Source organism: Adhaeribacter sp. (genome assembly GCF_057359045.1).
Genome location: NZ_JBMQUD010000040.1, coordinates 15,375 through 36,248, shown reverse-complemented (window position 1 = coordinate 36,248; position 20,874 = coordinate 15,375). Strand labels below are relative to the sequence as shown.

At 43.0% G+C, this 20,874-nt stretch carries 17 protein-coding genes and 1 tRNA gene; 16 read left to right on the top strand and 2 right to left on the bottom strand.

The window, feature by feature from the left end; translation table 11 throughout:
* Positions 1–39: 39 nt before the first annotated feature.
* The 8 genes from ACO1R6_RS06910 to rplT all read left to right on the top strand — a co-directional run bounded on the left by ACO1R6_RS06910 (position 40) and on the right by rplT (position 10,314).
* Entirely contained in the window at positions 40–1,914 is a 1,875-nt protein-coding gene (locus ACO1R6_RS06910; RefSeq protein WP_486263348.1) for a DNA topoisomerase IV subunit B, read from the top strand.
* Entirely contained in the window at positions 1,907–4,630 is a 2,724-nt protein-coding gene (locus ACO1R6_RS06905) for a DNA gyrase/topoisomerase IV subunit A (RefSeq protein ID WP_486263346.1), read from the top strand. Before ACO1R6_RS06910 ends, ACO1R6_RS06905 begins: the two co-directional genes overlap by 8 nt.
* Positions 4,631–4,675: 45 nt before the next feature.
* Positions 4,676–5,461, top strand: coding sequence for a tetratricopeptide repeat protein (locus tag ACO1R6_RS06900; protein ID WP_486263344.1), 786 nt, complete (start codon positions 4,676–4,678; stop codon positions 5,459–5,461).
* A gap of 489 nt (positions 5,462–5,950) precedes the next feature.
* Positions 5,951–7,075: a tetratricopeptide repeat protein gene (locus ACO1R6_RS06895; RefSeq protein WP_486263342.1), complete on the top strand. Its 1,125-nt coding sequence runs from the start codon at positions 5,951–5,953 to the stop codon at positions 7,073–7,075.
* Positions 7,068–9,008, top strand: coding sequence for a threonine--tRNA ligase (gene thrS, locus ACO1R6_RS06890; RefSeq protein ID WP_486263340.1), 1,941 nt, complete (start codon positions 7,068–7,070; stop codon positions 9,006–9,008). Before ACO1R6_RS06895 ends, thrS begins: the two co-directional genes overlap by 8 nt.
* 102 nt (positions 9,009–9,110) lie before the next feature.
* On the top strand, positions 9,111–9,641 hold the full coding sequence (gene infC, locus ACO1R6_RS06885; RefSeq protein ID WP_486263338.1) for a translation initiation factor IF-3: 531 nt from the start codon (positions 9,111–9,113) through the stop codon (positions 9,639–9,641).
* 62 nt (positions 9,642–9,703) lie between these two features.
* Positions 9,704–9,898 carry a 50S ribosomal protein L35 gene (gene rpmI, locus ACO1R6_RS06880; protein ID WP_486263337.1) on the top strand — a complete coding sequence of 65 codons (195 nt, stop codon included), beginning with the start codon at positions 9,704–9,706 and terminating at the stop codon, positions 9,896–9,898.
* A 71-nt stretch (positions 9,899–9,969) separates the two neighbouring features.
* Entirely contained in the window at positions 9,970–10,314 is a 345-nt protein-coding gene (gene rplT / locus ACO1R6_RS06875) for a 50S ribosomal protein L20 (protein WP_486263335.1), read from the top strand.
* A 138-nt stretch (positions 10,315–10,452) separates the two neighbouring features.
* On the opposite strand, the gene ACO1R6_RS06870 is transcribed toward rplT, so the two are convergent.
* Positions 10,453–10,526 (bottom strand) — tRNA-Met (locus ACO1R6_RS06870).
* A gap of 113 nt (positions 10,527–10,639) precedes the next feature.
* Here ACO1R6_RS06870 and ACO1R6_RS06865 point away from each other — a divergent pair.
* From ACO1R6_RS06865 to bshB1, 8 genes are all read left to right on the top strand, one after another.
* Positions 10,640–11,035, top strand: coding sequence for an START-like domain-containing protein (locus ACO1R6_RS06865; RefSeq protein ID WP_486263333.1), 396 nt, complete (start codon positions 10,640–10,642; stop codon positions 11,033–11,035).
* A gap of 67 nt (positions 11,036–11,102) precedes the next feature.
* Positions 11,103–12,521, top strand: a complete 1,419-nt coding sequence (locus tag ACO1R6_RS06860; protein WP_486263332.1) for an LptF/LptG family permease — start codon at positions 11,103–11,105, stop codon at positions 12,519–12,521.
* A gap of 104 nt (positions 12,522–12,625) precedes the next feature.
* Complete coding sequence (rpsO, locus tag ACO1R6_RS06855; protein ID WP_486263331.1) at positions 12,626–12,901, top strand: 30S ribosomal protein S15; 276 nt, start codon at positions 12,626–12,628, stop codon at positions 12,899–12,901.
* Positions 12,902–13,010: 109 nt separating this feature from the next.
* Complete coding sequence (gene pnp, locus ACO1R6_RS06850) at positions 13,011–15,152, top strand: polyribonucleotide nucleotidyltransferase (protein ID WP_486263329.1); 2,142 nt, start codon at positions 13,011–13,013, stop codon at positions 15,150–15,152.
* A 222-nt stretch (positions 15,153–15,374) separates the two neighbouring features.
* A complete protein-coding gene (locus tag ACO1R6_RS06845) occupies positions 15,375–16,238 on the top strand; it encodes a sigma-70 family RNA polymerase sigma factor (RefSeq protein WP_026464485.1) in 864 nt (287 codons plus the stop codon).
* Between the two features lie 182 nt (positions 16,239–16,420).
* A complete protein-coding gene (gene trxB, locus ACO1R6_RS06840; RefSeq protein ID WP_486263326.1) occupies positions 16,421–17,359 on the top strand; it encodes a thioredoxin-disulfide reductase in 939 nt (312 codons plus the stop codon).
* Positions 17,360–17,480: 121 nt separating this feature from the next.
* The gene (locus ACO1R6_RS06835) at positions 17,481–18,545 is read left to right on the top strand and encodes a peptidoglycan DD-metalloendopeptidase family protein (RefSeq protein WP_486263324.1); all 1,065 of its coding nucleotides are present in this window, start codon (positions 17,481–17,483) and stop codon (positions 18,543–18,545) included.
* 5 nt (positions 18,546–18,550) lie between these two features.
* Positions 18,551–19,270 (top strand): bacillithiol biosynthesis deacetylase BshB1, encoded by a 720-nt coding sequence (bshB1, locus tag ACO1R6_RS06830; protein ID WP_486263322.1) that lies wholly within the window; start codon positions 18,551–18,553, stop codon positions 19,268–19,270.
* Between the two features lie 2 nt (positions 19,271–19,272).
* On the opposite strand, the gene accC is transcribed toward bshB1, so the two are convergent.
* On the bottom strand, positions 19,273–20,775 hold the full coding sequence (accC, locus tag ACO1R6_RS06825) for an acetyl-CoA carboxylase biotin carboxylase subunit (RefSeq protein ID WP_486263320.1): 1,503 nt from the start codon (positions 20,773–20,775) through the stop codon (positions 19,273–19,275).
* Positions 20,776–20,874 lie beyond the last annotated feature (99 nt).

Below are 20,874 nucleotides of genomic sequence, written 5' to 3'. Positions count from 1 at the left end.
TAGTTTTAAATAATTTAAAATATTACCCTTTTTTAACGAATGGCAGAGGTAAATAACGCTTATACCGAAGACAGTATCCGCTCACTCGACTGGCGGGAGCACATCCGCTTGCGGCCGGGTATGTACATTGGTAAGCTCGGCGACGGGTCCAGCCAGGACGACGGTATTTATATTTTAGTAAAAGAAATAATTGATAATTCCATCGACGAATTCGTGATGGGCAATGGTAAAACCATTGAAATTAAAATTTCGGAACATAAGGTGCAGGTGCGCGATTATGGCCGGGGTATTCCGCTAGGCAAAGTAATCGACTGCGTAAGCAAAATTAATACTGGTGGTAAATACGACAGCAAAGCGTTCCAGAAATCAGTTGGTTTAAACGGGGTAGGTACCAAAGCTACCAACGCCCTGGCCAGTTATTTTAAAGTACAATCAGTACGCGACGGGCAAATGAAAGTAGCCGAATTTGAGCGCGGCGAATTAATCCACGATCACCCGGTTATAGAAACAACCCAGCGCAACGGCACCACAGTAACGTTTGCACCCGACGATACCATTTTTAAGAATTACCGCTTTATTCCGGAATATTTGGAAAACCAAATCCGGAATTATGTTTACCTGAACGCCGGTTTAACCATAAATTTCAACGGCCAGAAATATTTCTCCGAAAACGGGTTAAGGGATTTACTGTCGCATAAAACCGATGTAGAGGCGCTGCGTTATCCTATTATTCACCTGAAGGGTGATGATATTGAATTAGCTTTAAGCCACGGCGACGAATACGGCGAAGAATATTATTCTTTTGTAAACGGCCAATATACTACGCAAGGCGGTACGCACTTAGCCGCTTTCCGCGAAGCGATTGCCCGGACCGTTAAAGAATTTTTTAAGAAAGATTACGAAGCATCGGATGTGCGGGCCTCTATTATTGGGGCTATTAGTATAAGGGTGCAGGAGCCGGTTTTCGAATCGCAAACCAAAACCAAGCTGGGCTCTATTGCCATGGCTCACGACGGCCCAACGGTGCGCGGTTACATTAACGACTTTGTTAAAGAGCATTTAGATAACTTTCTGCACAAAAACCCCACGGTTGCCGATGCCATGAAACGCCGCATTGAGCAAAGCGAACGGGAACGGAAAGATATGGCTGGCATTAAAAAGCTAGCGAACCAACGGGCTAAAAAAGCAAATTTACATAACCGCAAGCTGCGCGATTGCCGCGTACACTTTTCTGATGAGCAAAACGAAAAGCACCTGCTTTCTACTTTATTCATTACGGAGGGCGACTCGGCGAGTGGGTCTATTACCAAATCGCGTAATGTAGATACCGAAGCGGTGTTTAGCTTACGGGGTAAACCACTCAACTGCTTTGGCCTGAAGAAAAAAGTAGTGTACGAAAACGAGGAATTTAACTTGTTGCAGCACGCTTTAAATATTGAAGAAAGCCTCGAAGATTTGCGTTACAACCGCGTGGTAATTGCCACCGATGCCGACGTAGACGGCATGCACATTCGTTTGCTGATGATGACTTTTTTCCTGCAATTCTTCCCGGATTTGGTAAAAAATGGTCATTTATTTATTCTGGAAACGCCTTTGTTCCGGGTGCGCAATAAAAAAGAAACCATTTACTGCTACAACGAAACCGAGAAGCAAGCCGCCATTAAAAAACTTGGCAAGAATCCGGAAATTACCCGCTTTAAAGGTTTAGGCGAGATTTCGCCGGACGAGTTTGGTAAATTTATTGGCGACAATATCCGGCTGGAACCGGTTATTTTAAATGCCGATAATTCTATCCCGAAAATATTAAGCTATTTTATGGGCAAGAATACACCGGAACGCCAGAATTTTATTATTGATAACCTTAAAGTGGAGAAAGACATTGTTGAGGACGTAGAGGAGGAAGTTTATGCTTAACGATATAGAAAACGAGAACGACGCATTATTGAACGACGAAGAGCCGTTTGATGGGGACGAGAAAATACACGAAGTAACTGCCATTGATGGGCTATACCAAAACTGGTTTCTCGATTATGCTTCTTATGTAATTCTGGAGCGGGCGGTACCGGCTATTGAAGACGGCTTAAAACCCGTGCAGCGCCGTATTCTGCACGCCATGAAAGAAATGGATGACGGCCGCTTTAACAAAGTAGCCAACGTAATCGGGCAAACCATGCAGTATCACCCGCACGGCGATGCTTCTATTGGCGATGCCATTGTAAACCTGGGCCAGAAAGACTTATTAATCGAAACGCAGGGTAACTGGGGCGATGTGCGTACCGGCGATAGCGCGGCGGCAGCCCGTTATATTGAGGCCCGCTTGTCTAAGTTTGCCTTAGATGTAGTGTACAATCCCGATACCACTGTTTGGCAGGCTTCTTACGACGGCCGGAAAAACGAACCGGTAACCTTACCGGTTAAGTTTCCGCTGTTATTGGCGCAAGGCGTAGAAGGTATTGCCGTAGGTTTATCTACCAAAATAATGCCGCACAACTTTAAGGAGCTAATAAAAGCTTCTATTGATGTGCTGAAGAAAAAGCCGACGCAGCTGTTTCCCGATTTCCCAACCGGCGGGATGGTAGACGTAACCGATTATAAAGGCGGTGCCCGTGGCTCGCGCATCCGCATTCGGGCCACCATTGAAAAGGTAGATAAAACCTTGTTAATAATTCGCGATGTGCCTTATGGTACTACAACAACGGCTTTAATGGAGTCGATTGTAAAAGCGAGTGAGAACAATAAAATAAAGATTAAAAAGGTAATTGATAATACAGCGGCTAACGTAGAAATTCACGTGCAATTGCCGCCTGGGGTATCGCCCGATTTAACCATTGATGCGCTATACGCCTTTACAGATTGCGAAATCTCAATCTCGCCGAATACCTGCGTCATTATCGAGGATAAGCCGCACTTTATGGCGGTAGACGACGTGCTGAAAATATCGACCCAGAAAACGGTAGATTTACTGCAGCGCGAACTCGAAATAAAACTGGCAGAACTGGACCAGAAATGGCACATGTCGTCGCTGGAGAAAATATTTATCGAGAATCGTATTTACCGCGATATTGAAGAATGCGAAACCTGGGAAGATGTTTTAAGCACCATTGATACAGGTTTAAATCCGTTTAAGCCCCTGTTGCGCCGCGAGGTTACCCAAGACGATATTATTCGCCTAACCGAAATCCGGATTAAACGCATATCAAAATTCGACTCTTTTAAAGCTGATGAATATATTAAAAAACTGGAAGAGGAGATGGAGGAGACAAAAGATAACCTGGCCAATATTGTCCGGTTTGCCATTGCTTACTTCGAGAATTTATTGAAAAAATACGGTGCCGGCCGGGACCGCAAAACGCAAATCCGGACGTTTGATGTGGTATCGGCGCAGAAAGTAGCCATAGCCAATCAGAAATTATATGTAAATGCTGCTGATGGTTTCGTGGGGTATAATCTTAAAAAGGACGAGAAGGCGGTATTTGTCTGCGATTGCTCTGATATGGATGATATTATTGCCATCACGAAAGACGGGAAGTTTAGGGTTACCAAAATTGCCGAAAAAACGTTTGTGGGCAAGGATATTATTTACGCTGGTATCTACAATAAAAATGATGAACACATGGTGTACAACATGATTTACGTAGATGGTAAAACGGGTATTTCGTACGCCAAACGCTTTTCGGTAAACGGTATTACCCGCGATAAGGAATATGATTTAACCAAAGGCAATAAAGGTTCTAAGGTTCATTATTTAACCGCCAATCCCAACAGCGAATCGGAAGTAGTAACTCTTAACCTGGTGCCAACTGCTACCGCTCGCATTAAAGCTTTCGATTACGATTTTGCTGAGCTGATGATTAAAGGCAAAGGCTCACAGGGTAACATGGTTACTAAGTACCCGGTTAAAAAAGTGGTACAGAAAAGCCGGGGCGAATCGACGCTGGGTGGTCGCGAAATATACTACGACGAGGTTATTGGTCGTTTAAATACTGAATCGCGTGGCCGGTACCTGGGCAGCTTCAATACCGAAGATACCATTTTGGTGCTGTATAAAGACGGAACGTACGAGCAAACTACGTTTGAACTAACAAACCACTACGATGTGCAGAATATTGAGATCATCGAGAAGTTTGATCCCGAGAAAGTAATTACGGCGGTACATTACGATGGCGAGAATAAAAACTATTACGTTAAACGTTTCCGCATCGAGACCAGCACAGTGGGCAAGAAATTCTCGTACCTGAACGATTCAAAGGGTTCTAAATTGGTAGCCCTTTCAACGCAAGCGGAACCAATGGCCGAAGTGAAGTACCAGAAAGATAAAAAAGGCGAAAAAATTACCGAAACCATTAATTTAAATATTTTTATTGATGTAAAAGGTTGGAAAGCAACTGGTAATAAATTAAATTACTTTAAATTACATAACATCCAGATTCTGGATAATCCGGAAGAAGAAGTTAAACCGGTTGCTCCGGCAAAGCAAGTGAAAAAAGTACCAAACCCAGTATTGGTAAACCTGCCCGCTGAAAAACAAGTAATTGTAGAAAAAGAAGCAACCTATTCTCTGGAAATGAGTAATATAGATGAAACCGACGAGAAGCCAAAGAAAGAAAAAAGGCAGTTAAATTTATTTTAAAAATTGATTTAATCATATTTAACTTTTAGGGCTGGATAAATTGATATGTCTACAAAGTTTAAGATTGCATTTATAGGCGCCTTTACCTGGCTGGCTTTTGCTAGCCAGGTATTTGCCTCTTTACCTTCTGACGAGCTCTTAAAAGAAGCGAACCAACTTTATCTGGAAAATAAAGATGGTGAAGCCCTGAAAAAATTTCAGTTAGTTTTAAAAGAACAACCCAACAGTTACGAAGCGCTTTATAAAATTTGTCTGTTGGATTTACGCATAGGTTCGCGCTATACCGATGAAACCCAAAAGCTGCAGTTTTTTACAGCAGCCAAAGAACACGCCGAAAAAGCTCTGGAAGTAAACCCTATGGGTGCCGATGCCCATTATGTGATGGCGGCTTCCTTAAACAACCTTTCCATGGTTACAGGTTTAAAAGAGCGGATTATCAACCTCAAAACCATAAAAAAGCATCTTGATAAAGCCTTAGCCATAAACCCGCAACACGCTGCCGCCTGGCAGCTAATGGGGCGCTGGCACTACAAAGCGGCCAATTTAAACGTGCTAGAATGTACGGCTTCTAAATTAATTATTGGTGGTGTACCGGTTGGCGCGAGTAACTATAACGCCATAGAGGCTTTGCAAAAAGCTATTTTTTTTAATCCCCAGAACATCAGCAGTTATTACGACCTGGCCATTATTTACCGCGATATGAAAGACAAGGAAAAAAGCGTTGCTATTCTGGAAAAAGCAGTAAAGCTGGAACTTGTTACCGCCGACGATTTAGAACTAAGCCGCCGGTGCAAAGCCTTGCTGAACTCCTACGGCGTACAGCCAGCATAAAAAGTCTTTTACTTTTTATATTTTAGCCTCTCCATTTTCACCTTTATCATTTGGCCGATAGCTATTTAGTAATAAATTTAAAGCTTTTCTTTCTCCGGCTTTCAGAAATATTCCTTCCCTAATATTATCCAGGCATAGCTTATTGGTTAAGGGTTACATTTGGACAGAATTTGTTTAGTAAAAACTCTAAAAAAGGCTAAAACACCGCAGGTAATATTATTACCACTTAGTCATCTATTTACTTGCCGGCAGAAATATCCGGGCTGGTATTTTACCTTTTACCAAAACACCAAACAAGTTTTGTTAGGGTTTACCTGAAGTGCAAAGTGCCCGGCTTTAATATGTAAACAACCATGCCTTATTATAAGGTGTTTGCGGCAGTTAAGGTGTGGTTTTATAGTTTGCTTTTACAGCTTTGATAAGGTATGGCCTAATATTATTTTGTGGATATAACAGAATTAATAATATTTTTGCGTTTTGGTTATAGGTATGAGCAGTGCACAAAAAAGTATTTTTTGGCTGAACGCCATTTTTTGGCTGCTGTTGTCGGCTTGTACTACGGAGGTGGTTAACCGGGATCCCATGGTAAACCTGAACCGGATAACGGCCGGCGAAATAAAACTTGCCGATTTAAACCAGGCGTTGCGGCAAAACCAGAATAATGCGGGACTTTATGCCAAGAGGGCTAAAATTTACTTGCAGCAAAAAGAACTGGAACAGGCTTTAACCGATATTGACCAGGCCATTCGGTTAAACCACAACCAGGAGGAGTTTTATTTCTGGAAAGCAGTAATATTGCGGGAGAGTGACCGCTTAACCCAAGCTTTGGCCTTAGCCGATGAAGCAGAGAGTTTAGGTTTAAAAGACCCGAACAATTATTTGTTGCAAGCAGAATTGCTTCTGAAGAAGAAACGTTTTGCCGAAGCATTGGATAAAGTTAACCAGGTATTAAACGAAGATCCGGATAATTCTTTTGGCTTATATTATAAAGGGCTTGCCCGGGCTTCTTTAGGCGATACCGCTTCGGCGGTGGTGCTGTACCGCCGGACCATAAGAGCGGCACCGGATTTCGTATTTCCGTATCTGCAACTGAGTAGTATATATAATGCGCAGTTTAATTATGAAGTAGCCAACCGGTATATACAAAACGCTGCCCGCCTGGATAGTACCAATGGGTTTTTGTGGTACCAGCGCGGATTGCGGTATAGTGGCCTTAAAAAAGCAGATAGTGCTTACGTTTGTTTTGGCCAGGCCATTCAGCAGGACCCCGGTTTGTACCTGGCCCGTTACCAATTAGGTTTGCTGGATTATAAACGTGCCAACTTTACGGGTGCCGCGGCCCAAATGACCCAGGTTAAAACCAATGCGCCTAATTTGCCCATGGTGTCCGAAATATTGGCCGAGAGTTACGAAAAAACAGGGCGGTACAAAGAGGCGTTAGCCGAATATTATAAAATATTACGGCGGAAGCCAAACGATGTCCGTACCATGTGGGGCGTACGCCGTTCTAATTATGCTTTGTATAAAATAAAGCGCGACAGTGTAAACCGCTTGCGGTACCCCAATTTTAATTTTAGAGATACTACTAATTATAATATAATTATCAATGATTAACATCACATTGCCTGACGGCTCGGTAAGACAGTATAATGCTGGGGTAACCGGTATGGAAATTGCCGCCAGTATCAGTGAAGGCTTGGCCCGAAATGTTTTAGCCGTTAAAGTAAATAACCAGGTTTGGGACCTTAACCGGCCAATAGAAAATGATGCTCCCGTGCAACTGCTTACCTGGAACGATGAAGAAGGTAAAGCTACTTACTGGCATTCTTCGGCGCACTTAATGGCCGAAGCATTAGAAGCTTTGTACCCCGGCGTAAAATTTGGCATTGGTCCGGCTATTGAAAACGGCTTTTATTACGATATAGATTTGGGTGGCCGCATTTTATCGCAAGACGATTTTGGGGCTATTGAACAAAAAATGCTGGAACTGGCCCGCCAAAAAAGCGATTATATACGTAAGCCGGTACCTAAAGCCGAAGCCATTGAATATTTTACCCAAAAAGGCGACCAATACAAACTGGATTTGCTCGAAGGTTTAGAAGACGGCCAGATTACCTTTTATTCCCAAGGCAATTTTGTTGATCTTTGCCGCGGGCCACACATTCCGAATACCGGCTTTATTAAACCCGCCAAACTCATGAATGTGGCTGGTGCTTACTGGCGCGGCGACGAAAAACGGGAACAGCTAACCCGCGTATACGCCATTACTTTCCCGAAACAAAAAGAACTTACCGAATACCTGGAGCGCCTGGAAGAGGCCAAACGCCGCGACCACCGTAAACTGGGTCGCGAACTGGAATTATTTGCCTTCTCCGAAAAAGTAGGGATGGGTTTACCTTTGTGGTTACCCAAAGGCACAATGTTACGCGAGCGCTTGGAAAATTTTATGCGCAAAGCCCAAACCCGGGCTGGTTACCAGCAGGTAGTAACGCCCCACATCGGCAGCAAAGAGCTTTACATTACTTCTGGTCACTACGAAAAATACGGTGCCGATTCTTTCCAACCCATCCGTACACCCAACGAAGGGGAGGAGTTCCTGCTTAAACCCATGAACTGCCCGCACCATTGTGAAATTTACAAAACCAAACCCCGTTCTTACCGCGATTTACCTTTGCGTTTAGCAGAGTTTGGTACCGTATACCGTTACGAACAAAGCGGGGAATTGCACGGTTTAACCCGCGTACGGGGCTTTACCCAAGATGATGCACATATTTTCTGTCGGCCGGACCAAGTAAAAGAAGAGTTTATAAAAGTAATAGATCTGGTTTTATATGTATTTAAGGCTTTAGGTTTTACCGATTATACCGCCCAAATATCGTTGCGCGACCCAGAAAATAAAGCAAAATACATTGGAACCGACGAAGCCTGGGCGAAAGCCGAAAGCGCAATTATTGAAGCATCGCAGGAAAAAGGTTTGCCTACAGTTACCGAGTTAGGCGAAGCCGCTTTTTACGGACCTAAGCTAGACTTTATGGTAAAAGATGCTTTGGGCCGGAAATGGCAGCTGGGTACCATTCAGGTAGATTATAATTTGCCCGAACGTTTCCAGTTAGAATATACTGCCCCAGACAATACCAAACAACGGCCGGTAATGCTGCACCGGGCACCTTTTGGCTCTTTAGAGCGGTTTGTGGCTGTATTAATAGAACATTGTGGCGGTAATTTCCCGATTTGGTTAAGTCCGGATCAGTTTGCCATTTTGCCGATTTCTGAAAAATACCACGAATACGCCGAAGTTGTATACCAACGTTTATTGCAGGAAGATATCCGGGGCTTCATCGATTCGCGCGACGAAAAAATAGGTCGTAAAATACGCGATGCCGAAGTAAAGAAGGTGCCTTACATGATTATTGTAGGCGAAAAAGAGCAGGAAAATAACGAGGTATCAGTACGTAAGCACGGCCAGGGCGACATGGGCAGTATTTCGGTAGATGCTTTTATTGCCGATTTTAAAAGCATGGTAGCGGATATTTTAAGTAAAAATTAGAAATTATTTTTAAAATAATTTTATAAGTGCGATATTTGCACCTTCATTGTAAAACCGTTATTTAAAGGAGACAAAATTATCAATACAAATACAAACAAGCGGATGCCGCAACGGGGAGTTGTTGAGGAGCCTTACAAAATCAATAATAAGATTCTGGCTCGGCAGGTAAGATTGGTTGGTGATAATATAGAAACCGGGGTTTATGCTACCGATGAAGCATTACGCTTGGCTCGTGAGCAAAACCTGGATTTAGTAGAAATTTCACCGAAAGCGGAGCCGCCGGTTTGTCGTATTGTTGATTACTCTAAGTTTAAATACGACTTAAAGAAGAAACAGCGGGAAATGAAGGCCAAAACCCAGAAAGTGGTAACAAAAGAAATCCGCTTTGGCCCCAATACCGATGACCACGACTTTGAATTTAAAGTAAAACATGCCCGTGCCTTTTTAGAAGATGGTGCCAAAGTTAAAGCTTATGTGCACTTTGTAGGCCGTACCATTGTATTTAAAGAAAGAGGTGAAGTACTGCTGTTGAAGTTTGCCCAGGCCCTGGAAGAGGTAGCCAAAGTAGAGCAACTGCCCAAGCTGGAAGGTAAACGTATGTTTTTATTCCTGAGTCCGAAACCAAAAAAATAAATATTGCCCCGGTTAATTTTTTGCCGGGTAAGAGTTCTCATTAATTCTTAAATTTCTAAATAATGCCAAAAGTTAAAACTAAATCTGGTGCAAAAAAGCGGTTTTCTTTAACGGGCACAGGCAAGATTAAGCGTAAACACGCTTTTAAAAGCCACATCCTGACGAAGAAAACAACTAAGCAGAAAAGAGCTTTAACCCACGTAGGTCTGGTAAGTGAAGCCGACGAAAAACGTGTTAAAGCCATGCTTAACATCTAAAATTATTTTTCACCCGGGGCCTGGTAAAAAGAATTCCCATGGAATCACCAATCTCCAAAAATTAAATTAAAATGCCAAGATCAGTCAATGTCGTAGCTGCCCGACATAAAAGAAAGCGGATTATGAAACTGGCAAAGGGTTACTTCGGACGTCGGAAAAACGTTTGGACGGTTGCCAAGAATGCCATTGAAAAAGGTTTAGTTTATGCTTACCGCGATCGGAAAGCGAAAAAAAGAGATTTCCGGGCTTTATGGATTCAGCGTATTAATGCTGGCGCGCGGGAATACGGTTTATCTTATTCCCAATTAATGGGTGGTCTCAAAAAAGCCAACATCAACCTTAACCGAAAAGTGCTAGCCGATTTAGCTTTAAATCATCCGGCTGCTTTTAAAGGCATAATTGAGAAAGTTAAATAACTTTATCTTCTATAATAAAAAAAGCTTAGCTATCTGCTAAGCTTTTTTTATTATAGGCAAATTTGTTGCTGCGATATTTTAGTATTTATATATTACCAAAAATAAAAAAAGCCTTAAGTTATAAACTTAAGGCTTGTGTAGCGGGGAGGGGAGTTGAACCCCTGACCTCAGGGTTATGAATCCTGTGCTCTAACCAACTGAGCTACCCCGCCGTGTAATTGGGAGTGCAAATGTATAAATAAGATAATAAGTACCCAACTTTTAGCGTAAAAAAAATTACTAAAATCCGTAATCATCTGTTACCCTACACCTTAAATTACATGCTATGAATAAGCATAAATTTGTCTGCGAGTATCCTATCAATGCATCTCCCCGAATGATTTATCCGTACCTGAGCTCCCCGAGCGGGTTAGAACAATGGTTTTGCGATAAAGTTATGATTGATGAAGATAAACACTATAACTTTGTTTGGGACAATCAAAACCATTTTGCCGAAATGAATAGTCATCGCACAAATAAATCGGTACGGTTTGTGTTCTTAGCCGATGGCAAAAAGCATGAGCCCGATCCCAATTATATGGACTTTACCATTGAGACCAGCGAACTGACACAAGAACAGTATTTGCGGGTAATCGACTATTCCGAAGAAGAAGATATGGAAGAAATGGCAGAATTATGGGACGGGTTAATTGTGGGTTTGCGTGAAATTATTGGCGGTTGATTTTCGTTTGATTATATAGCGGAAAAGCCTGTTTAAACCCAGCAATATTATGTTGCTTTAACTTTACATGAAAAAGTTAGATAAATTAATTGTAAAATCTTTTTTAGGTCCTTTTTTCTTAACGTTTGCGGTAGTAGAATTTATTTTACTAACCCAATACATGCTTAAATACCTCGATGACCTGGTGGGTAAAGATTTGGGTGGGGGTATTATTTTGCAATTATTGGGCTATTTTAGCTTAAACATGGTGCCGGTAGCCTTGCCGCTGGCGGTATTGCTGTCGTCGCTCATGACGTTTGGTAACCTGGGCGAGCACCACGAACTTACTGCTATTAAAACTTCCGGCATTTCGTTGCTGCGCATTTTAAGGCCGGTGTTTTTTATAGCGGTGCTATTGTCGGTGGGGGCATTCTTCTTTAACGAAAATATTGTACCCAAAGCAAACCTGAAAGCTTATAGCTTGTTGTGGGATATCCGGCAAAAGAAACCCTCGTTAGATATCAGAGAAAAAATATTTTATAACGGCATACCGGGCTACAGCATTAAGGTCGATAAAAAATTTGATGACGGCTCAACCTTAAAAGGCGTAATGATTTACGACCATTCGCAAGCGAATGGCAACCGAAATGTTATTTTGGCCGATTCAGGGCGGATGTATACCAAATTTAACGACCAGTTTCTGGCGCTGGATTTATTTAACGGGCAAATGTTTGCCGAAGAGGCACAAGGTTCCATGACTGCTCCCGGTAATAGCGGCGCTGGTTTTTTCCGGCAAAAATTTAATTCGCAAAAAATCCTTTTTAATTTATCATCTTTTAACCTTGACCGTACCCGCGAAGAATTGTTCAAGGGCAGCAAGATGATGATGAACACAAAAGAACTGAAGCATGTAACCGACTCGCTCCGGACCAAGCTGCGGCTGGAAAAGAAAGCCATGAGTTACCAGATTAGCCCGTATTATACGTACTTGCCCATCGATTCTGCCCGGCGTGCCAAACCCATTGTAAAGGCCAAAGTAGCTAAACGCGAAATACCCCCCATTTCGCGTGATGTATATGCCCAAGCAGCTAATAAAGCCCGCAATATCCGGAGTTTTACCACCACTTCTACCGAATCGCAGAAAGTAACGTACCGCGATGCCAATAATTATGAAATCGAAATTTTTAAAAAATATACCCAATCGGCGGCTTGCCTTATTATGTTTTTAATTGGCGCGCCGTTAGGAGCCATTATTAAGAAAGGTGGCTTAGGTATGCCGGTAATTATTTCTATTTTATTTTTTATAATTTACTACGTGCTCACCATTTTAGGTGAAAAATGGGGGCGTGAAGGATTGGTAATTGTGCCGGCTGGTATGTGGGCGGCCAACATGATTTTATTACCGGTTGGCTTTTTCTTTTTATACCAGGCCCGTAACGATTCTAACTTGCTCGAAATTGATTTCTGGCGTAAATTAAGTCTCCGGCTGAAAAAAAAGAATATATAATGCTTGTAAAGATTTGTAAAAAACTTTATAATAATGAAACAAATTTGTATCTTTGCGGCTTATATAAAAATACTCGGAAATAGTTTGATAAGTAGTAATACCCGATGAAATTAACAACTGAAGCGAAACAAGAAATTTTTGAAAAAAACAGTTTAAGTAAATCTAAAACTGATACCGGTTCTCCAGAATCACAAATCGGTCTGTTTACCCACCGTATAAACCACCTGACAGAGCATCTGAAAGAAAATAAAAAAGATTTTTCTACTCGTTTAGGTTTGCTTAAGCTGGTTGGTAAGCGCAGAAGATTATTAAATTATTTATCTAAAACTGATATTGAAAGATACCGGGCTATTATAGTCGAATTAGGTATCAGAAAATAATATATTAGGGAATTCATTACACGGATTCCCTAATATTTTTTAGACCTTTTCTTTTTTCCTCCATCACTTCTTTGCCAGGCGCCTGCCTGGTTTATTAATTTAATGTAGAATGTCTTATAAAGTAGTAAATAAAACTATAAGGCTAGCCGACGGTCGGGAAATTACCCTGGAAACCGGAAAACTAGCCAAACAGGCCGATGGGTCCGTAGTCGTGAAAATGGGTAATACCATGTTGCTGGCTACGGTAGTATCGGCTAAAGAAGCTCGTGCCGGCGTAGACTTTTTGCCTTTGTCGGTAGATTATCAGGAGAAATTTGCTTCTTCTGGTAAAATTCCCGGTGGGTTTTTAAAACGCGAAGCCCGCTTATCGGATTATGAAATTTTAATTAGCCGTTTAGTTGACCGGGTATTGCGCCCAATGTTTCCGGACGATTATCATGCCGAAACCCAGGTGCTGATTAGCTTAATTTCGGCTGATACCGAAATTTTACCGGATGCTTTGGCTGCTTTAGCGGCTTCGGCTGCCATTTCGGTTTCCGATATTCCGTTTAATGGTCCTATTTCTGAAGTTAGGGTAGCACGTATTGAAGGGCAGTTTATTATCAATCCTACTTTAACTGATTTAGGCCGGGCTGATATTGACTTAATCGTGGGCGGATCAATAGAAGGTGTGGCCATGGTGGAAGGCGAAATGAACGAGGTTTCAGAAGAAGAAATGCTCGCCGCCATTCAGTTTGCGCACGAAGCTATCAAAGATCAGTGCCGGGCTCAGGTAGAATTTGCCCAGGAAGTGGGCGCTACCGAAAAGCGTGAATATTCGCACGAGACCAACGATGAAAATCTAAAGAACGAAATTTACCAATTTGCTTACGAAAAAGCTTACCAAGTAGCCAACAGTGCTAACCCGGTAAAAGCCGAACGGAAAAAAGCTTTTGGCGCCATTAAAAAAGAGTACCTGGAATCTTTAAGCGCCGACCAGGAAGTAAACGAAGAGCTTGTTTCTAAATATTACCACGATGCCGAAAAAGCAGCAGTGCGTAATGTAGTTTTAAATGAGCGCGTGCGTTTAGATGGTCGTAAGCTGGATGAAATTCGGCCGATTTGGTCAGAAGTAAATTATTTGCCTTCTACCCACGGATCGGCTGTTTTTACGCGCGGCGAAACACAATCTTTAACCACGGTAACCTTAGGTACTAAATTAGACGAGCAGATGATTGATGGCGCGATGTTCTCGGGCTACAATAAATTTATTCTGCACTATAATTTCCCGGCGTTTTCTACCGGCGAAGTAAAACCCAACCGCGGACCCGGCCGGCGCGAAGTAGGCCACGGTAATCTGGCGATGCGGGCTTTACGCAAAGTGTTGCCCAATGAAGAAGAAAACCCCTATACCATCCGGATTGTATCGGATATTCTGGAATCGAACGGTTCTTCTTCTATGGCTACCGTTTGTGCGGGTAGTTTAGCCCTGATGGATGCCGGTGTGCAAGTAAAAGGACCAGTAGCTGGTATTGCAATGGGTTTGATTACCGATACCGAAACCGGTAAATTTGCCGTATTATCGGATATTCTGGGCGATGAAGACCATTTAGGCGATATGGACTTTAAAGTGGCCGGTACGGCAAAAGGTATTACTGCCTGCCAAATGGATATCAAGGTTTTAAGCTTAAGCAACGATGTGTTGTCGCAAGCTTTAACCCAGGCTAAACAAGGCCGATTACATATTTTAGGCGAGATGGCCAAAACCATTGCCGAACCTAATCTGGATTACAAACCTCATACACCACGTTCGCATAACTTAATTGTAGACAAAGAATTTATTGGGGCAATTATCGGACCGGGCGGAAAAGTAATTCAGCAAATTCAGAAAGATACTGGTGCTACCATCCAGATTGAAGAGAAAAACGAAAAAGGATACGTAAATATCTTTGCCGTTAACCTCGACAATATGCAGGAAGCCGTTCGGAAAATAAAAGCCATTGTGGCAGTTCCCGAAATAGGGGAAGTGTACGAAGGTAAAGTTAAATCTATTCAGCCGTACGGTGCTTTTGTAGAGTTTATGGCGGGCAAAGATGGCCTGCTGCACATTTCTGAAGTAAAGTGGGAACGCCTGGAATCGCTGGAAGGAGTACTGGAAGTAGGGGAAGAAATAAAAGTGAAGCTGATGGATATCGATAAGAAAACCGGTAAATTCAAATTGTCTCGGAAAGCTTTATTGCCGAAACCGGAAAATGCCGGCCAAAAAAATTAAGCTGGGCATTAGCGAACTAATTTAAGTAGAAAAGCAGTTAGCAAATAGAACATTACAAAGACCGGCATCTGAATTAAAACAGATGCTGGTTTCTAACATTAGGGTTTTGTATGCAGAAGAGACTTTTCTTCTGCCTGGTTTGGTCCGGTTTAAATACAAAGCTTTATAGGTAACTAACTGAAAGTAAAAGATTAATATAGAATTATTTCAAAGATACGCTAAATGAGACAGCTTAAAATAAGTAAACAAATTACCAACCGGGAAAGCCAGTCGCTGGATAAATATTTGCAAGAGATTGGCAAGGTTGATTTGCTTACTCCCGACGAAGAAGTTACATTAGCCCAACGCATTAAAGAAGGAGACCAGTTTGCGTTGGAAAAATTAACCAAAGCCAACTTACGCTTTGTGGTATCGGTAGCCAAACAATATCAGAACCAAGGTTTATCTTTAGGCGATTTAATTAACGAAGGCAACTTAGGCTTAATTAAAGCGGCTAAACGTTTTGATGAAACCCGTGGTTTTAAATTTATATCTTATGCCGTATGGTGGATTCGCCAATCTATTTTGCAGGCTTTGGCCGAGCAGTCGCGGATTGTGCGTTTACCTTTAAACCGGGTAGGTTCTTTAAATAAAATCTCAAAATCGTTCTCTGAACTGGAGCAAAAATTTGAGCGCGAACCATCGCCTGAAGAAATTGCCGAAGTGCTGGAATTAACTACTTCAGAAGTAGTAGATACACTTAAAATTTCTGGTCGTCACGTATCGGTAGATGCCCCCTTTGTACAAGGCGAAGAAAACCGGTTATTAGATGTACTGGAAAATGAAGATGAAGAATCGCCGGATACTGGCCTGATGAATGATTCATTACGTAAAGAAGTACAACGGGCCTTATCAACTTTGACCAAACGCGAAGCCGATGTTATAACCTTATACTTTGGATTAAACGGGGAGCATTCTTTAACCCTCGAAGAAATTGGAGAGAAATTTAACCTGACCCGCGAACGGGTACGGCAAATAAAAGAAAAAGCGATCCGCCGGTTACGTCATACATCCCGCAGTAAAGCCTTAAAACCTTATTTAGGCTAATTATCAAAAATAAAATTAAAAGCCTTAACCTTCCGTTAAGGCTTTTTTATTGGGCTATTATTCTTAGCCCGTTTAGTATATTTATTTTTCTGAAAGAGGGGCTACTGGCAAAAAGAAAAGCAGGTAAATAAGCTGCCGAATATTTTGTAATATTGCACCCACAAAAAAACACCTTAATTCTCATGGATTCCCAAGTCATTAAATGTCTGATTATAGGTTCCGGACCTGCTGGCTATACGGCTGCCATTTATGCGGCCCGGGCCGGTCTGCAGCCGGTAATGTACCAGGGCTTACAACCCGGCGGGCAACTAACCATAACCAATGATGTAGAAAATTATCCGGGTTACGCCAATGGCATAAACGGTCCTCAGATGATGGAAGACTTTAAAGCCCAGGCACTCCGGTTTGGTACCGATATCCGGTATGGTATTGCCACGGCCGTCGATTTTTCCGGTCAGCCCCATAAAGTAACCATCGATGATAATATTACCTTAGAAGCACATACCGTTATTATTGCCACCGGGGCCTCGGCCAAGTGGTTAGGCATTGAATCGGAGGCTCGCCTGAACGGCAACGGTGTTTCGGCTTGTGCCGTTTGCGATGGCTTCTTTTACCGCAACCAAGAAGTAGCCATTGTGGGGGCCGGCGATACCGCCTGCGAAGAAGCTACCTACCTGTCTAACTTATGTTCTAAAGTTTACATGATTGTGCGCCGTAGTGAAATGCGCGCGTCGCAGATTATGCAAAACCGGGTTAAAAACAATCCTAAAATAGAAATATTGTGGAACTCTGTTACAGAAGAAATTCTGGGCGAGCACGCTGTGGAGGGAGTAAGGGTTAAAAATCTGGAGACCCAAACCGCGCAGCAAATTCCGGTAACCGGCTTTTTTGTGGCTATTGGCCACGAACCAAATTCTAAAATATTCAGAGAGTACATTAACCACGACGAAAATGGTTATTTACGCACCATACCGGGTACTTCTCAAACCAATATTGATGGAATATTTGCCTGCGGCGATGTGCAGGATTTTGTGTACCGGCAAGCTGTAACGGCCGCCGGCACGGGCTGCATGGCCGCTCTGGACGCCGAACGCTACTTAGCCGCCAAAGAAATACACTAACCAATTGCCGCAGATAAGCGGTTTAACGAAACTTTAAGCAATAAAAATAGCTGCAAAGGGTTAATTACCCATAAACCCGGCCTTTTAAATAAGGCCGGGGCGCTGCTAAATTTAAAGTCTGATGTTATTGAGTAAAACAAAATTAAAATATTTATTTATCCTCTTATTTTTGCTGCTGGGCACCTTAACGGGGTATGCCCAAAAAAAAGGCAGCAACAAAAATAATTCTAAATCAAAAGATTTTTTCAAGGTAAAATCGCCCGAAATAAAATACGTCCGGCCCGATACCACCATTTTACTGAAGTACGAAGAATTTCCGGACAGTAAATCTGACGCGAATAAATCAGTTCCTTTTAACCCGGCCAAAAAGCTGTCTATTGTAAGCGAAGATACCTCTACCTTAGATTTGGGGCAGCAAAGTATTGTAGAAATGTCGGAGCAAGTGTTAGTAGACAGTACCTGGATAAAAGTGGCCGGTTATTATGCCATTTGGGATACCCGCAATATAAATCCTTACCAAATGGATGGCCGCAATATTAAAGAGGAAATTCCTTTAAAATTAGTAGATGCTCAAAATAAGCGGTTCAGCAAAATGCCCCTGATTACTACTCCTATAACCTCTGATTTTGGATTTAGGGGATATCGCTGGCATTACGGTACTGATTTGGATTTAGAAACCGGCGATTCTGTACGCGCTGCTTTTGATGGCGTAGTACGTATTTCTAAATACGATGGCGGCGGTTATGGTAATTACCTGGTAGTAAGACATTATAATGGTTTAGAAACCCTGTATGGCCATTTAAAACAAGGTTTGGTGCAAGTAGGTCAGTACGTGAAAGCCGGCGAGTTAATTGGCTGGGGCGGTAACACCGGCCGCAGTACCGGCTCGCATTTGCATTTTGAAGTACGCTATCAAGGCAATCCCCTGGATCCGGAGCGGTTATACGATTTTCCCGATTATGCTTTAATGTCGGAGCAATTTACTGTAACTGCATCGTTGTTTAATTATTACAACCAGGCCAAAAAAGTGCGTACCCGGTCGGTCGTTTCGCATAAAATTCGCAGCGGCGATACGCTCAGCGGCATTGCTAAACGCTACGGGGTAAGTGTAAGTCAATTAACCCGGTTAAATGGCATTTCTGCCCGAACAACTTTGCGGCCTGGCCGCAGCATCCGAATTAAATAATTAAAATGAAACTTGATATTCTGGCCTTTGCCTCTCACCCCGATGATGTAGAATTAGGCTGTTCTGGTACCATTCTGGCCCATATCCAAGCCGGTAAAAAAGTTGGTGTAGCTGATTTAACCCAAGGCGAACTAGGCACCCGGGGTACACCTGAAATCAGAGCCCAGGAATCGGCTGTGGCTTCGCAGCTATTAGGGCTGCATGCGCGGGTAAACTTAAATTTAGCTGATGGTTTTTTCATGAACGATCGGGAACATCAGTTAGAGCTTGTAAAGGTCGTGCGGCAATTCCGGCCCGAAATTGTTTTAATGAATGCCATTCATGATCGGCACCCGGACCACGGCCGCGGATCGGCTTTGGCTTCGGATGCTTGTTTTTTAGCCGGTTTAAAACAGATAAAAACTTACGATGCCGCTGGGCAGGAACAGGAAGCCTGGCGACCGAAAGTTGTTTACCATTATATACAAGACCGCTTTATTAAGCCCGATTTGGTGGTAGATATAACCGACTTTTGGGAGCAAAAGGTAAAAACTATTAAAGCCTTTAAATCGCAGTTTTTTGATCCCGAAAATACCAGCCCCAATACGTATATATCAGGGCCGGATTTTCTGAATTTTGTTGAAGCCCGCGCCCGGGAAATGGGGCACTCCATTGGTGTTACCTTTGGCGAAGGGTTTACCAAAGAGCGCAATATTGGCGTACGCAACCTTTTTGATTTAATTTAAAGCTAAAACAGCGTTCTGTTTTTGCGCCAGTTAGAAGTAACCGGTCCGGTTTCGGTTGTACTGGTTGCTACATTAGCAGATGACTGGCTGTAAATAAATGCAGCCAATACGCCGGCTAATTGCATTTCATCGTCGGCAGGAGCAGGGGCTAAAAGGGTTGGTTCAAAATAATTCTGAATAAATTTGGTGTCGAAGTTGCCAGAGCGGAAAGCCTCGTGTGTCATTACAAATTTCCCGAAGGCCAAAGTATTCTGAATACCGGTAATTTCGTACTCTTCTATGGCCCGGACCATGCGGGCAATTGCTTCGGACCTATCCTGTCCGTACGTAATCAATTTGGCGATCATGGGATCGTAAAAGATAGGAATAGCCATTCCTTCGCTAAAAGCATCGTCTACCCGCACGCCCGGACCTTGCGGCGTTTTGTAAGTGGTTAGGGTGCCAATATCCGGTAAAAAATTATTTTGCGGATCTTCGGCATAAACCCGGAGCTCTATGGCGTGGCCGTTAATTTTTAAATCTTCCTGCCCGAAAGATAAAGGCTGGCCCTGGGCAATTTTTATTTGCTCTTTTACTAAATCTAAGCCGGTAATAAATTCGGTAACCGGGTGCTCTACCTGTAACCGGGTATTCATTTCCAGGAAATAGAAGTTATGGTTTTCGTCGAGTAAAAATTCTACTGTGCCGGCCCCTACGTAATTACAAGCCTGGGCAACTTTAACGGCGCATTTACCCATTTCGTCTCTTAAGGCCGGGGTAAGTACCGCCGATGGCGCTTCTTCAATTACTTTCTGATGGCGCCGCTGAATAGAGCATTCACGCTCAAACAGGTGTACCAGGTGGCCATGTTCGTCGCCGAGTACCTGTATTTCGATGTGGCGCGGCGAACCAATATATTTCTCAATAAAAACAGAGCCATCGCCAAATGCCGAAAGTGCTTCGTTAACGGCTAATTGCATACTTTCGGTAAATGAGTCGGCATCGTTAACAATGCGCATCCCCTTGCCGCCGCCCCCGGCACTGGCTTTAATCAAAATAGGGAAACCAACTTCTGCCGCAATTTTTTGTGCTTCGGCTACGTCGGTAATGGCGGTTTCGGTACCTGGTACCATGGGTATATGGTATTGGGCTACTGCCGCTTTTGCGGCCAGCTTACTCCCCATCAGACTAATAGAATCTGGCCGGGGACCGATAAAAATTATTCCGGCGGCCGCTACCGCGCTAGCAAACTCGGCGTTTTCTGATAAAAAGCCGTAGCTCGGATGCACCGCATCTACTTTTAATTTTTTACAGGCAGCCAGAATGGCATCTATTTTCAGGTAAGAGTCCGCCGATTTAGACCCACCCACCCAGACCGCTTCGTCGGCATATTGTACGTGGCGGGCATTCCGGTCGGCATCGCTGTAAATGGCCACCGTTTTAATGCCCATTTCTTTCGCTGAACGCATTACCCGTAAAGCAATTTCGCCCCGGTTAGCCACCAATATTTTATTTATGCTTTTCATGCCTGCTTCCAAAATATTTTTGCTGCCAAAGAAACACTTTTCCGGCGAAACTAAAAACCACGGCTACTACAAATTAGTATAATTGCCCGGCAGTTTAGA